Below are 14,464 nucleotides of genomic sequence, written 5' to 3'. Positions count from 1 at the left end.
TATTTATTCTTACTTTTATGTTGAGATATATTTCATGCAGCGCTTTATATTTGATACAATCAATACAAAAAAACATAATGCGGGAATCCGTACATTTCAAAGTCTAAGAGGAGGTTATATTTTGTTGGATTACATTTGGCTAGATGACAAATCACCAATTTTAGAACAACTACCAAGCACCTTTAAATCTGCAGCTATATTGCTACACCCTTTTGTCCAAATGCCTTTAGGATGGGAAAAGTCTGTGAGAAAAAGACCATATGAGCACATCTATCCTAGCGCTGAAGAAATCATTCATAATGGGAAATCCGTTTCTTGGAAGGAAATGATGTCTTATAGTGGATTACATTCATACGCAGAATTAGCAATGGCCCTGTTGACTTCCATTGGTGCTTATACAGAAGAATATAAAAGAGAGGATTTAGCCGAAAAGCTATATTCAAACTTAAAAAAAGATCTTTATTATCCAACAGAAGATTATACGTCTATATTTTTATTACATAAATTACTTAAACTCCTCGGTTCTAAAGGTGCAAAAAATTTATATTTCTCTGAACCAATTCTTGATACAAACGGATTATTAGAGGTAAATAATACTACTCCATTAGATATTTGGGACATTAGCAATAATGAGTTAATTATTACTGGCGAAGATAATGAGTATGCGTTTATGAGTATATTCGATTCCTTTACAACCTTATTATTAGCTAAAGAAGAAAATATAGAATATATTGTTCATTCAATGAACGTTGAAGCTGTCATTTGTGACAAAAAAACGATGATTGATTGGTATTTTTAAATTAGTAATTTCTTAAACTATAAAAAAGAAACTTGCGCTTATGCACAAGTTTCTTTTCAAAAACATCCTTATTTTTTCACAACTTCATGTCCACCGAACTGATTACGTAGTGCTGAAACTACTTTTCCATGGAATGTATCATCTTCCTGAGAACGATAGCGCATAAATAATGACATAGCGATTACTGGTGCTGCAGCTTGAAGTTCAAGTGCAGTTTCAACAGTCCATTTTCCTTCTCCTGAAGAGTTCATTACACCTTTAATGCCATCTAGTTTCGGATCTTCTGCAAATGCTTTTTCAGTTAAGTCCATTAACCAACCACGGATAACTGATCCATTCGCCCATACTTTTGCAACATCTTCATAATTGAAATCAAAGTCACTCTTATCTAGTACTTCAAATCCTTCAGCGATTGCTTGCATCATGCCGTACTCAATACCGTTATGAACCATTTTTAAGAAATGACCACTACCAACACGGCCAGCATAAGAATAGCCATTTTCTACTGCTAAATCTTTAAATAAAGGTTCTAATTGGTCGTAAATTTCTTTTTCTCCACCAACCATTAAGCAAGCACCGTATCTAGCTCCTTCTACACCGCCTGATGTACCGATATCTACATAATGTAATCCGAAGCTTTTTGCTTCTTCAGCACGGCGTAACGTATCTTTATAGAATGAATTTCCGCCTTCAATAACGATATCACCTTCATCTAATAACGGATAAACATCTTTTAGTACTGACTCTACAACTTCTCCTGCAGGCACCATTACCCAAATTGTACGAGGAGCTTCTAGTTCAGCGATCATTTCTTTTAATGTATGACGTGCAGTAATTCCTAGTTTTCCTGCCTTTTCAACAAGCTCTTTATTTACATCGTATACAACTACTTCATGCTTGTCTTCATATAAGTGTTCAGCTAATGGGAATCCCATTTTTCCTAATCCAATTAAACCTAGTTTCATATTAATCAATCTCCTATTCTATACAAATATATTTAATATCGAAATTAGCCCAAGTGCTACTACAGATAATATAGTCTCCATTGCAGTCCATGTTAATAATGTTTCTTTCACAGTCATTCCGAAATACTCTTTAATCATCCAAAATCCTGAATCATTCACGTGTGATAAAATTAATGACCCTGCACCAGTTGCAAGTGCTAATAATTCAACATTTACACCTGGTGTGCTTGCTGCAATCGGCGCAACAATACCAGCTGCTGTCATCATAGAAACAGTTGCCGATCCAGTTGCAATTCGAATAAGTGCCGCAATTCCCCACCCTAATAATATCGGTGAAATATGTGATTCTTTCGCCATATCTGCAATTGTCGTTCCAATTCCAGAATCTAATAATACTTTATTAAATGCACCGCCTGCACCAATCACTAACAATATGTTTGCAATAGGTCCAAGGCAATCATTTGTAAATTGTAACACTTTATCTTTTGAGAAACCTTTTGCATATCCAAGACTAAAGAAAGAGTAAATGGTTGCAATTAATAAAGCCACAATCGGATCTCCAATAAAGTGTAATACTTGTGCTAGTTGACTCGTTTTATTTAATGCAACTTCTGCTATTGATGCACCAAGCATAAGAAATACTGGAAGTAAAATTGTAAACAATGTATTCCCAAAGCTTGGAAGCTCTTTTTTATTATCTTTTTCAATAAATTGCTCCGCTATATCTAATGGTACTTCCTTATGTATACGAGCACCAATCCATTTCCCGTAAAGTGGACCTGAAATAATTGCAGTTGGAAGTCCGACAATTAATGCATATAAAATTGTCTTCCCTACATCTGCTTTAAAAATACCAACTGCCGCCATTGCCGCTGGATGCGGCGGCACTAGTCCGTGCACAACGGATAGTCCTGCTACTAGCGGGATACCGATTGTAATAAGTGATACCCCTGTTTCTAATGCAATTGTAAATACTAACGGAATTAATAGTACAAATCCAACTTGGAAAAATACCGGAATCCCTACTAAAAATGCAACGAACATCATCGCCCAGTGAACTCGTTTCTTCCCAAAACGATTAATTAATGTGTTAGCGATACGTTCAGCACCACCAGATTCGGCCATCATTTTTCCAAGCATCGTTCCTAGTGCTAAAACTATTGCTAAAAATCCTAACGTATTACCAAGTCCTAGTTTAATAGAATCAATAATTCCTGGATCTTTTGGTGAAGTTCCAATTAAAGGCATTCCCATTGCTAATCCTACACCAATTGCTGTTAAAATTAATGCGACAAATGGATGCCATTTTACTACCGTAATAAGTAAAAGTAGTATGACAACTGCCGCTAGTACGATCCCAACTACCATTTCTCCCAATCCCCCTATTTTTTACGTTGGAAAGCAGCTATACAATCAAATTCTTCTTTCAAGCGATTGTAAAGTCGTTCATACATATAAAACATTTCTAAATATATAGCCGTATTTTCTTTATTCGGTACATGATGATGGACAATATCAATCCAATCCTTTACCTCTTCAAGAGAATCAATTTTTCCTACAGCATACAAAGCAACTGCCGCTGCCCCAAGCGCAGATGCTTCATGACTTTCAGGTACAAGCAATTCTTTTCCCATCATATCGGACAACATTTGTCTCCAAAATGCAGATTTTGCAAACCCTCCTGAAACTCGTATTTCAGTAAGTGGCCCTGTACAATCCCTGATTGCGAGTGCTACTGAATATACACTCATACAAACACCTTCCATCACTGCACGTATAAAATGTTCTCGCTTATGTTGAAGATTGATTCCAAAGAATGTACCACGAGCATTTGCATTCCAGTAAGGTGCGCGTTCTCCAGATAAGAAAGGTAAGAACAATAGCCCATCCGCTCCAGCTGGTACGCTTTCTGCATATTTAATTAATAAATCATAAGGATCAATGCCGAGCTTTCTTGCTACTTCTTGCTCTGGACTACCAAATTCATCACGTAACCATCTCAGTAATATTCCGCCGTTATTCGTTGGACCACCGATTACCCAGTGCTCATCTGTTAATGCGTAACAAAACGTTCTCCCTTTCTCATCTGTATTTATATTTGATGAGATTGTTCGAACCGCACCACTCGTTCCAATCGTAATTGCAGCCGCACCCGGTGATATCGCACCAACTCCTACATTTGCAAGAACCCCATCACTTGCTCCGATGACAATTGGTGTTTCTGCACTTATCCCCATCTTCTGTGCTAATTCTGGCTTCATACCTGATAAAATATATGTAGTTGGTACAGGGGTTGATAATTTTTCTGGTGACATATGTAACATAGTTAAAACATCTTTATCCCAGTTTAATGTTTCTAAATTAAATAACCCCGTAGCAGAAGCAATCGAATAATCAACTACGTAGCGTGAAAATAATTGGTAAATCACATACTCTTTAATGGAAATGAATTTATAGGCACTTGTATATAACTCTGGTTCCTCTTCTTTCATCCATAACAATTTAGAAAGTGGTGACATCGGATGAATCGGTGTACCTGTACGTCTATAAATTTCATGCCCATTCATTTGTTGTAATAATTTTTCTGATTGCTTCGTACTTCGATTATCTGCCCAAATGATAGAACGCGTTAATGGCGCACCATTTTCATCTACTGCAATTAATGCGTGCATAGCTGTACTAATACCGATTGAAGAAATATCTTCTGGTAATACATTACCTTTTTCAATGGCAACGCTTACACTTTTGTATACAGCGGCACATATTACATCAGGATCTTGCTCAGCCCATCCTACATTCGGTTGAATAATTGGGTAATCGATTGCATGTGATGCAATGACTTTTCCTTTTTCTGTGAACACAACCGTTTTTGTACTTGTGGTACCGATATCAATCCCGATTACTCTCCCCCTTGTTTCCATGCGAATCTTCCCTTCATTTCTAGCAAAATACGATTTAGTAAACCGTTTACATGAATTAGTATATAAAATATTTTTTCATTTATCAAGTTGTAAAAAGAAATTTTTTTTCATATCAAAAAATAAATCCCCTCATTCCATTTCACTTATATACTACATTTAGCTTTTCCATGGGGTAAAATTACGTTATATTCGTTACGCAATACACTCTTTCCTCTCATTAACAACACATACATAGTCCTCCATACGTTCTACTTATTTGCTTGAAGAAAGAGTTGAAAAGCAATATTCATTTTTAGCGGTCACGTAACATCACCATCCAGCCAAGAAAAGTAACTAACCGCAGAATGAGAATTCTGTGCATTTTGCTCTTATTTATTGTTTTAGGTTCACTAGTCTTTTATCTTGATAAACATAGAGCGTGGCCCCCCTACTATCACTTTTTTACCTTGTAAATATATCTTGCATACTATAAAACCGAAAAGTATTTTTATTTTTCAGAAAAATAAAAACAATAACACGAAATTTATTGTATAATGTTGTAAAAAGATGTCGGAGGGATTTAATGTTAAATAAAATATCTCAATTCACAATTAAGCTTTCGTCAATTCTTTTATCACTCTTACTATTATTAAATTTACCTTATTTATTTATCACTCAACAAGGATTTACCTTTCAACCAATTTATTTTTTTAATCAGACCGTTACTATGTTAAAACAGGTTTTTCCCCCTGAATCATTAGTGATTATAGGATCAGACCCGAAGCTTGGCCATTTCAAAAAAACACCATTATTTCCAACTGTTTTAGAACCTTACCTATATTCATTTACTATATTATTTTTAGCCTTTTTTCTTGCTCTCTTTTTATCATCTAGCATGGCATTTTTTTATTTTTTAGCAAAAGATTATATAAAAAAATGGATAAACCGAATTGTGTTCATATTAGAAGCTGTCCCTGATATGATGATGATGATTTGTTTGCAAATATTTTTCATATGGGTACTTCAGAAATTTGGGGAATCTCCTGTCACTATTATTTCTTTTAATGAAAATCGAGCTTATTTACTCCCTATTTTATCATTAGCTGTCTTACCTACATTACAAATGTTTCGGATGATGGTGTTATACATAAAAGAAGAGCAAGGAAAACATTACGTAGAGGTTGCATATGGAAAAGGCCTTTCATCAAGTTATATACTATGCATTCATTTATTCAAAAATATATCTATCCACTTCTTCCACCATTTAAAAACGATTTTTGTTTTCTTACTTTCTAATTTATTCATTTTAGAATTTGTTTTTAATATGGAAGGCATTATTCAATTTTTATTTAATAAGGCGTTTGTTTCACCTCCAGCTGCATTTATCACACTTGTTATGATTGTTTTACCATTTTACGCCATTTTCCAAATAGTCTCATTCATGATGAATAGATGGAAAAAGCAATTGAAAGGAGTATCATTATGAAATCTATTTGGAAATCAAAACGCTTTTTAATCGGCTTTACTTATCTATTCATACTTATTTCAGCTAGTTTTATTTATAGTTGGTTCTTTAAAGATAACATCCCAAAACCTCCTCAGTTACTTTACAATGACAATAACGAATTACTTGGAAAGGCCCCCTTTCCGCCATCGTTAATTCCACCTTTTGGATCTGATCGTTTTGGAGAGTCTGTTTTCTTACAAATTGTAGAAGGAGCAAAATTCACTATTTTATTGGCCATGGCAATTAGCTTCTTTCGAATTTTATGCGGAACATGTATAGGAATCCTCTTAAGTTTATTTGCTCCAAAACTCAAGAGATTTTTCCAGTCATGCTCAGAAGTTTTTTATTATATTCCAACTCTATTTATCGCATTCATACTCATCACGCCCGTTAATATTATAATCACATCAAATGCTGATGGGGTAGATCCAAATATTTCATTTACGTTTTATCAAGTACTCGTACTTATTTTCGTCGCTCTGCCTACACTTTCTTTATACATATCCTCAGAAGTTGATGAATTTATGAAACAAGATTACATCTTAAGTTCACAATTACTGGGGGCTAGTCGTTTTCATATTATAAAAAAACACTTACGAGTCTTATTACTTGACCGCTTATTTGTATTATTTATGGAACATATCGTCCAAACACTCATACTCGTTATCCATTTAGCGTTGCTTAACATTGTAATTGGCGGCATACAAATGCGTGAACTCTATGACGGAGTGCTCAAACCTGTTTCTCTATCTAATGATTGGGCAGGTCTTATTGGATTAAATCGTAATGAAATGAATCTTTCATGGTGGATTATTTTTTATACTCTCGCTTCATTCTTTATTACGATTCTATTTATTAAGCTTATGACCATCGGGATTCAAGATGCACTGAAAGCAAGAGATTCGCAAATTGTAGCAATTCAAAACGTTCCAGATCATAAAAAATTTGTTAAACATAAAGATTCCTTTTCGTTTGCAAATAAAGTAAACCTTTAATCATTTCTCATTAATCAAGTATTAATTGGCATCGATATTAGTAGAAAATAAAGAAGATGATCCCTATTAAATACAGGGATCATCTTCTTATACTGTCTAACTTTTTTACATGTCCTTTGCTAGACTCATGCTTTTTATATTTAAAGTGAATTATTTGCAATCACAATTATGTTTTTTAAAATCAATTACCATACGCCCTTGAATTCTACCTTGTTCCATTTCTTCGAATACATTTTGTACTTTATCTAGAGAACAAGTTTGAACAACCGGCACTACTTTTCCTTCTGCCCCGAACATAAACGCCTCTTCCAAATCTTTACGAGTACCAACTAGAGAACCAACTACTTCAATTCCATCCAGTACAAGTCGTGGGATGTTTAAGTCCATTGTTTCTACTGGTAGCCCTACTGCAACTACTTTACCGCAAGCACGTACTGCATCAACTGCTGAGTTAAAGGCTACTTTAGAGACTGCTGTTACTACCGCAGCATAAGCGCCACCAAACTCCTCTTGCACAATTTTATCAGCAGGACCTTGAGAAATTGGATTGATAGTCATATCAGCACCAACTTCTTTCGCTAAGGCTAATTTGTCGTCATTAATATCTACTGCGATTACCTTTGCACCAAATACATTTTTAGCATATTGGATAGCTAAGTTACCTAATCCACCGCAGCCATAGATTACAATAGGTTGACTAGGTTTAATATCTGATACTTTAATAGCTTTATATGTAGTTACACCAGCACAAGTAATTGATGATGCTTGAGCAGGATCTAATCCTTCTGGTACTTTTACCGCATAATCAGCTGTAACGATACATTGTTCAGCCATACCACCATCCACTGAATAACCAGCGTTTTTAACTTCACGGCAAAATGTTTCTCTACCAGTTACGCAATATTCACAACGTCCACAAGATTGGAACATCCATGCAATACTTACACGGTCACCTATCTTTAGTGAAGTAACATCATCAGCTATTTTCGTAACAATACCTACACCCTCATGACCAAGAATACGGCCATCAGTGTTACCAAAATCATGATTCGCAACGTGTAAATCAGTGTGGCAAACTCCACAATACTCTACATCTACTAACGCTTCACCTGAGTGTAACGGACGTAATTCTTTGTCAATCACTTCGATGTTTGCTTTGCTGTTTTTATTAACCACTACTGCTTTCATATGTGATCTCCCCTTTAGTGTTTTAGCATTTTAATGAGTTTATCTCACAACTACTTTCTTCACTACTTTGGCTAGTTATTCTACCAAATTTAAGTGTTCAATCATCATTACATCTTCATCATAACATGACACTTCATAAACAACTTGTGAAATTATGAACAATATTTGAATTATTACACAAATCGGTCTTTATTTTAAATTTTTAAAAATGAGAGTTTATCATTGACTATAAGTAAGTCACATATTTCTAAAACAAAATAAATTAACAAACTTCTCACCGATAAAAAAGCTCTTCACTCAATATTTTCTACATGTAAACACTTAGTTTCACAGTAATATCCTTTGCCACCAACATAAACTTTTTCTATTTTATTTTTGCTATTGGTTGCTAATTTAACTAATATTTCAGAAGGCGAGTGTAAAGAATAACCTTGTTCAAATACATAGACTTCTTTTTTCAAGTAGTCCTGTTCATAAAGGTAGCAAGCTAATGCACCGTTCGAAGTTCCAGTCGCTGCTTCTTCATTGATGTCGTATAGCGGAGCAAAATTTCTGCATATAATTCGATTGTCATTAAAAGTATATAGATGCATCCCGACAACATTATAATACTTGCTGATTTCTTTAATTTTTTCAAAATTAGGTTGCAGTGCATGTAATTGTGTTTCGCTTTTTATAGGAATTAAAATATCTTTTAAGCCCGTGGAGACAATTTGAATTGGGTATTTATTTTCTATATCTTTACTATCAAAACAGTCGATGAACTCGTTTGGAGATACAACATCATAGAATATCGGTTTATTTTGTTCCATGAATATGATGTCATCTTTTATAGTAATAGTAAGAACACCGCTGTTCGTTTCAATCGTATAGCGATTCCTGAAAAGTTTATTTAAATGCATCAGTATCGCGAAAGAGCCAATTGTGGCATGACCACATAAATCAACTTCTTCTTTTGGTGTAAAATACTCAAATTTATAATCAGCAATTTCAGATTCTGATATAAATGCGGTTTCCGCATAGCCCAGTTGTTTGGCTATTTCCATTTTTTGAGTAGTGGTCAATGTATTCTCAATAAATACCACTCCTGCTTTATTTCCGCCTTTATGATCCTTGCTAAATGCACTTGCAACATAAACAGATATTTTCATAAGACACCTTCCTCACTTATAGTAAATTATAGTATAGAAAGCACTACATATAAATTCCATTGGATAAATTATCCCTAAAATAAGAAACAAACTATTTTTAGCATTTGAACTCTCCAAAAATAGTTTGTCTACAGTCTGAAAGCTCTTCATTTGAAGAGCTTTTTTTATATTCGCTTCATCGAAATCGTTTCACGTATACTTTGTAAATTTTTTAGAGTTTCCTCTTGTCGCTGCAACGACAACCCTACATACAAAGTATCTAATAAGCTTAACTGTGCTAATCGTGATGAACTTGCTTCTGTGCGGAATTCAGTCTCACGTGTTGATGTATATAACGTTATATCAGCAAGTTGACTTAATGCTGATTTCTTATAGCTCGTAATCGCAATAATTTTGGCTCCTCTTGCTTTCGCTACTTCTAACGCTTCAAGTAATCCTTTATTGCTACCAGAATGAGAAATACCAATAACAACTGAATTTTCCGAGAGTAAACCTGCCCCCATAATTTGAAAATGCGAATCAGTATGAGCGATACAAGAAATACCCGTTCTCATAAACTTATGATACGCATCCATTGCAATAATACCAGAGCCACCATTTCCATAAAACTCAATTCGACTTGCTTCTTGTAAGGCTCGTACAGCCTGCTCAAGTGCCGTTTCATTAAGCAAATGTAAAGTATCTTGCAGTCCTGTAATATGCGAATGAAAAACTTTTTTAGCAACAGTTACCATACTATCTTCTGCTGATACCTCTTCATGGATATTTTGCATCGGTGTATGTACAATTTCACGAGCTAATGTAATCTTTAAATCTTGAAAACCTTGCAAACCAAGGTTTTTACATAAGCGGAATATCGTAGCTTCGGAACTATTCGTAACTTCAGCTAATTCTGTAATAGATTTATGTACAACATCTTGTGGATGTTTCAAAATATGTTCGGCAATACTTCGCAATTTCGGTGATAAACCATTTAACGAAGCCTGAATCTTTCCAATCCCACTTCTTGTACCAGGCATAGCATATCCTCCCCTTCCATCGTAGCTTTATCCTGTAAAAACCGATTAGTTGAACTAATCATCAGTGGGGATGGTCCTCCACTGATTAGAGTTTCACTTTATTGTACCTAATTATCGAAAGAAGAAAAACCTATATTAGGGATTACTATAATTTTTAATTGCTCCTATGTATTCTGTCATACGATATAACAGAATTATTCATGCTTATGAATAATTCTCTCCATGTTTCACTGCGTATAATGCGGCTTGCGTACGATCATCCACTTCCAATTTAGCTAAAACGTTTGAAACGTGTGTTTTCACAGTTTGTTCTGTAATATGAAGTTCTGCTGCAATCTCCTTGTTGCTTCTTCCTTTCGCAATTTCGCGAAGTACCTCTTGCTCTCTTTTCGTTAACATTGAAAAAGGATTTTCTACTTCCTTCTTTACTGCAGAACGCCCCATTAATGCAGGTGTTACTTTCGGGTGAAAATTCGCATTTCCTTGATGTACTGCAATAATAGAAGCGACAAGTTGCTCAGGTTGTACTTCTTTTAATTGATAACCATCTGCTCCAGCTTCAAGTGCTGGTATAACATAATCTTGCTCTGAAAAACTACTTAATATAAGTACCTTTATTGTCTCATCATATTGCTTTAGACGTTTTGTTGCCTCAATTCCATCCATTTTCGGCATCGATACATCCATTAGTACGACATCTGGTCTTTCTTTTTGCACGAAATGTAATGCCTCTTCGCCATTTTCCGCTTCCCCAATAATTTCAAATTCTTCTCTCGTTTTCAAAAAGAATACAAGTCCTCTTCGAACGATATGATGATCCTCAACTAGTAGCAGTTTAATCTTCAACCTTATTCTCCCCTTCAAATCGGCAATTGAATTTCTATTTTTGTACCCTTTTTCAGCTCTGTTATAATTTGAAACGATCCCTTCATTAACTGAATACGTTCCTCCATACTTTTCAGGCCAAGTGCTGATTCCCTTACCTGTTCTTGTATAAATCCTATTCCATTGTCTTCTATGTAAAAATGTAACTGGTTATTTTCTATTTTCAAAAGAATATGTACCTTTTCACACGAAGCATGCTTTTTACAATTATGTAGCGCCTCTTGGCTAATACGCCATAAAACTTCTTCTATTTCATCCCCCATTGAAACCATCCCATCAATTCGAACTTCCACTTGAACTCCTAATAACTTCCCGTAATTTTGAATTGCTTCTGCTAATCCTTTCTCCAATCCTTCAGGTCTTAATTGCCAAATTAATAGCGTCATCTCTTGTAATGCTTCTTGTGATAATTCCCCAATATAACTTAACATCTCTTGCAATTCTCTATCTTGCGTCATATTCAGAGTACCTTTCGCTGTTAGCATAATAGAAAATAACAATTGTTTTACTGAATCATGTAAATCACGTGCAAGTCGATTTCTTTCCGCTACCACTACATATTTACGTTCTTTCTCAACTAATTGAATACGTTGTATTGTCGTTCCAATTTGAAATGCAATTGATTCTAATAATGCTAACTCTTCCTCAGAAAAATGAGTCTTATGAGGTGCAGCCACATTTAGTAGACCAAATTTTTCTGATCCAGACCTAAGCGGAATTGTCGCATGATGTGTAACATCTTCTGTCTCTCCCCAATTACATTCAATTGCATCTTCTATTCGCTTACATTCAATAATATTAGTCGCTTTTTCCAATCTCCCATTTACAAAACGTTCTACACACCAACAGTTTCCTTCACACATCGGCTTCTTCTTTTGCCACGTAAGAGCCTCTGGTAAATTTTCGTCTACAAGCATACTGTGCTTTCCACTTTCATCAATAAAGAATATCCACCCTGTTTGTAAATTCATTACTTGTAACAATGTATGCAACACTTTTTCTAACATATCCTGTAAGTTTGTTGCTTCATTTAATAATTCAGCAATTTCTTTTAATGCTTCTAAACGACGCATCTCTTTTTCTTCAAAGTTCATTCTCATCACCAACTACAATTATAACATTAAGAAATTTCTAAATTCTATAAATAAAAAAAGAACCGAATTCCTTCAGCCTTTCTTTATATCAATCATTTTATTATTGTTATTCTATCCAATGTTGGAAGCAGAATTTTTGTTAACAAACGATTCTACTTTAGCTGTCCGATAAAGATTGTCCACCATGGATATGCTGTAAACCTTCAGTAGTAACAACCATATTCGCTGCTGGCATTTGCACTTGATTTTTATGGAACATAGACATTAATTCAAATCTTACTTGTCTAGAAGTTTCAAAATAATCTTCTGGCTTTATTAAACCTGTAATACAAAATTCATAGCCAACATATTTCAAGTTAGGATTTAAGTCTGTAACACCGACGTATTTAAATGGTTCAACAGCCTCATCCTCTACTCTATAAAGAGTTTGATTCAATTTTTCATTGCATATAACACATACTTCTTCTAACAATTCCTTCACTCTTGTTGGATCTTCCTGATAACTTACCGTGATGCGTTCAATTACACGCATCCATCCTTTATTAAAATTTTGTATCGTTCTAATCTCTCCGTGCGGGATGGTAAGTAGTTTTCCTGACCATTCACGAATTTGCATAAAACGAATACTAATCTCTTCAATAGTTCCTGAATTTGTTCCGTTAAAAGTTACAAAATCACCAACCCGAAACTCTTTGTCCGCTAATCTTGCAAAGCCTAATATAACATCTTTTAGCATCTGTTGTGCAGCAAAACCGATGACAACTCCAGCTATCCCTGCACCTGCAATAATACTTTTTATATCTACAAATTGGCTAATTAAATATATGATAAGACTGATGATAATGATATATCTAAAAATAGATCGAATTACACTTTGAATCGTTTGCTCTATCTCTTCATCAAAAAAGCTCGATTTCCTAAAAAACCAATCAATAATGCGGTTTATTACAAATGAAATAATGATTAGAACGAAAGCAAATAGTAAAAATCTTAAAAGTAAAAACTCTCTTACATAATTAAAAAATTCTTCCGTATACGTTAATAAGCTCATTTAACCACTTCCTTACTAATTAAAAAATTCATAATCGCCTAAGTTTGTTCCAGAAAAATCTATTATCCTAATCTAAAATGCCGCTACCCTTACTATGTATTTTGACTCTATTACTAATTCACTTTAAACAGTATGTCTAGCTGTTCTTTTTCCTTTCCCTTTAAATATACCCTTTTTAATAACCTAAGGGGGAGCAAATCGTGAAATTTTTTTATACGTTAAAACTTTATTCATCTCATTACGATTTCAACTCATTTATTCATTAACTACGTAAAAAAAGAGCTGAATTTATCAGCTCTTTTATTCGATATTAATTGTTGTCTTACTACTTTTTTCTTCTTTCAATTTTGGCAATTCAATTGTCAGTACGCCATCTTTATAATTTGCTCTAACATTTTCTTCCTCAACTTGTTTAAAACTAAAGCGTCGAGTTACAGAACCTATAGAACGTTCTTTACGAATATATGTGCCATTCTCATTTTTTTCTTCTACTTCATTATGATTAGTTGCTTGAATCGTTAATACATCTTGTTCAAAATCAACTTGAATGTTTTCTTTTTGAAAACCTGGTAAATCTGCTTTCACAGTATATTTATCAGATTGCTCATGAACATCTACTTTAAAAGTATCCATGTTCAGTGGCTTCAAGAAAGCATCTGTCATCCCTTCTAATAAAGAAGGCCCAAAATCAAAAATACCATTTTGACGTTTTGTTATCTCTGGAAATAAATTACGCATATTTTTTCCTCCTTATTATTTATGAATGAAAGATTATCTCTTTCTGCCTTTATTATAACATTTGGTCAAAAAAGGTCAAAGTTTTTGTTTGACCTTTTTTGATGTATATTTTACCAAATAAAACACATGAGATATTTGACACCTCTTACATTTATAAAGAGGAATATATTTA

General features: G+C 34.3%; 13 protein-coding genes. 3 read left to right on the top strand and 10 right to left on the bottom strand.

Annotation, left to right across the window (positions count from 1 at the left end; translation table 11 throughout):
- Positions 1-34 precede the first annotated feature (34 nt).
- On the top strand, positions 35-799 hold the full coding sequence (locus ACXKY9_RS10755; protein ID WP_002100954.1) for a DUF2711 family protein: 765 nt from the start codon (positions 35-37) through the stop codon (positions 797-799).
- A gap of 68 nt (positions 800-867) precedes the next feature.
- Here ACXKY9_RS10755 and gnd read toward each other — a convergent pair whose 3' ends face one another.
- Genes gnd through gntK form a run of 3 tightly spaced genes read right to left on the bottom strand, consistent with a single transcriptional unit; the run spans position 868 to position 4,685 of the window.
- Positions 868-1,764 carry a phosphogluconate dehydrogenase (NAD(+)-dependent, decarboxylating) gene (gene gnd / locus ACXKY9_RS10750; RefSeq protein WP_000765995.1) on the bottom strand — a complete coding sequence of 299 codons (897 nt, stop codon included), beginning with the start codon at positions 1,762-1,764 and terminating at the stop codon, positions 868-870.
- Between the two features lie 18 nt (positions 1,765-1,782).
- Entirely contained in the window at positions 1,783-3,132 is a 1,350-nt protein-coding gene (locus ACXKY9_RS10745; protein ID WP_000260202.1) for a GntP family permease, read from the bottom strand.
- A gap of 14 nt (positions 3,133-3,146) precedes the next feature.
- Positions 3,147-4,685: a gluconokinase gene (gntK, locus tag ACXKY9_RS10740; protein WP_000450004.1), complete on the bottom strand. Its 1,539-nt coding sequence runs from the start codon at positions 4,683-4,685 to the stop codon at positions 3,147-3,149.
- Between the two features lie 562 nt (positions 4,686-5,247).
- Here gntK and ACXKY9_RS10735 point away from each other — a divergent pair.
- Both ACXKY9_RS10735 and ACXKY9_RS10730 read left to right on the top strand, forming a co-directional pair.
- Positions 5,248-6,150 carry an ABC transporter permease subunit gene (locus ACXKY9_RS10735; RefSeq protein ID WP_000932682.1) on the top strand — a complete coding sequence of 301 codons (903 nt, stop codon included), beginning with the start codon at positions 5,248-5,250 and terminating at the stop codon, positions 6,148-6,150.
- Positions 6,147-7,166: an ABC transporter permease gene (locus ACXKY9_RS10730; RefSeq protein WP_000836565.1), complete on the top strand. Its 1,020-nt coding sequence runs from the start codon at positions 6,147-6,149 to the stop codon at positions 7,164-7,166. The genes ACXKY9_RS10735 and ACXKY9_RS10730 overlap by 4 nt, the downstream gene beginning before the upstream one ends.
- A 150-nt stretch (positions 7,167-7,316) precedes the next feature.
- Here ACXKY9_RS10730 and adhP read toward each other — a convergent pair whose 3' ends face one another.
- The 7 genes from adhP to ACXKY9_RS10695 form a co-directional block, all read right to left on the bottom strand.
- Positions 7,317-8,354: an alcohol dehydrogenase AdhP gene (gene adhP / locus ACXKY9_RS10725; protein ID WP_000649109.1), complete on the bottom strand. Its 1,038-nt coding sequence runs from the start codon at positions 8,352-8,354 to the stop codon at positions 7,317-7,319.
- A gap of 293 nt (positions 8,355-8,647) precedes the next feature.
- A complete protein-coding gene (locus tag ACXKY9_RS10720; protein WP_000704316.1) occupies positions 8,648-9,505 on the bottom strand; it encodes a PhzF family phenazine biosynthesis protein in 858 nt (285 codons plus the stop codon).
- A gap of 164 nt (positions 9,506-9,669) precedes the next feature.
- The gene (locus tag ACXKY9_RS10715) at positions 9,670-10,524 is read right to left on the bottom strand and encodes a MurR/RpiR family transcriptional regulator (RefSeq protein ID WP_001119646.1); all 855 of its coding nucleotides are present in this window, start codon (positions 10,522-10,524) and stop codon (positions 9,670-9,672) included.
- A gap of 204 nt (positions 10,525-10,728) precedes the next feature.
- Complete coding sequence (gene casR, locus ACXKY9_RS10710; protein WP_000694629.1) at positions 10,729-11,370, bottom strand: two-component system response regulator CasR; 642 nt, start codon at positions 11,368-11,370, stop codon at positions 10,729-10,731.
- 14 nt (positions 11,371-11,384) lie between these two features.
- Positions 11,385-12,503, bottom strand: a complete 1,119-nt coding sequence (casK, locus tag ACXKY9_RS10705) for a two-component system sensor histidine kinase CasK (RefSeq protein ID WP_001008466.1) — start codon at positions 12,501-12,503, stop codon at positions 11,385-11,387.
- A gap of 157 nt (positions 12,504-12,660) precedes the next feature.
- Complete coding sequence (locus ACXKY9_RS10700; protein ID WP_000055415.1) at positions 12,661-13,554, bottom strand: mechanosensitive ion channel family protein; 894 nt, start codon at positions 13,552-13,554, stop codon at positions 12,661-12,663.
- A gap of 300 nt (positions 13,555-13,854) precedes the next feature.
- The gene (locus tag ACXKY9_RS10695) at positions 13,855-14,292 is read right to left on the bottom strand and encodes an Hsp20/alpha crystallin family protein (protein ID WP_001245065.1); all 438 of its coding nucleotides are present in this window, start codon (positions 14,290-14,292) and stop codon (positions 13,855-13,857) included.
- Positions 14,293-14,464 lie beyond the last annotated feature (172 nt).

The sequence above is a fragment of the Bacillus sp. 2175 genome, assembly GCF_057812155.1.
The sequence above is the reverse complement of the archived record's forward strand: the minus strand, read 5'-3'. Positions and strand labels throughout refer to the sequence as shown.

What these genes read in the sequence shown, in the direction of transcription:
- ACXKY9_RS10715 (WP_001119646.1), bottom strand. Translation starts at nt 10,524, where the DNA reads ATGCCTGGTACAAGAAGTGGGATTGGAAAGATTCAGGCTTCGTTAAAT.
- casK (WP_001008466.1), bottom strand. Translation starts at nt 12,503, where the DNA reads ATGAACTTTGAAGAAAAAGAGATGCGTCGTTTAGAAGCATTAAAAGAA.
- adhP (WP_000649109.1), bottom strand. Translation starts at nt 8,354, where the DNA reads ATGAAAGCAGTAGTGGTTAATAAAAACAGCAAAGCAAACATCGAAGTG.
- ACXKY9_RS10730 (WP_000836565.1), top strand. Translation starts at nt 6,147, where the DNA reads ATGAAATCTATTTGGAAATCAAAACGCTTTTTAATCGGCTTTACTTAT.
- ACXKY9_RS10745 (WP_000260202.1), bottom strand. Translation starts at nt 3,132, where the DNA reads ATGGTAGTTGGGATCGTACTAGCGGCAGTTGTCATACTACTTTTACTT.
- ACXKY9_RS10695 (WP_001245065.1), bottom strand. Translation starts at nt 14,292, where the DNA reads ATGCGTAATTTATTTCCAGAGATAACAAAACGTCAAAATGGTATTTTT.
- gnd (WP_000765995.1), bottom strand. Translation starts at nt 1,764, where the DNA reads ATGAAACTAGGTTTAATTGGATTAGGAAAAATGGGATTCCCATTAGCT.
- gntK (WP_000450004.1), bottom strand. Translation starts at nt 4,685, where the DNA reads ATGGAAACAAGGGGGAGAGTAATCGGGATTGATATCGGTACCACAAGT.
- ACXKY9_RS10720 (WP_000704316.1), bottom strand. Translation starts at nt 9,505, where the DNA reads ATGAAAATATCTGTTTATGTTGCAAGTGCATTTAGCAAGGATCATAAA.
- ACXKY9_RS10735 (WP_000932682.1), top strand. Translation starts at nt 5,248, where the DNA reads ATGTTAAATAAAATATCTCAATTCACAATTAAGCTTTCGTCAATTCTT.
- ACXKY9_RS10700 (WP_000055415.1), bottom strand. Translation starts at nt 13,554, where the DNA reads ATGAGCTTATTAACGTATACGGAAGAATTTTTTAATTATGTAAGAGAG.
- ACXKY9_RS10755 (WP_002100954.1), top strand. Translation starts at nt 35, where the DNA reads ATGCAGCGCTTTATATTTGATACAATCAATACAAAAAAACATAATGCG.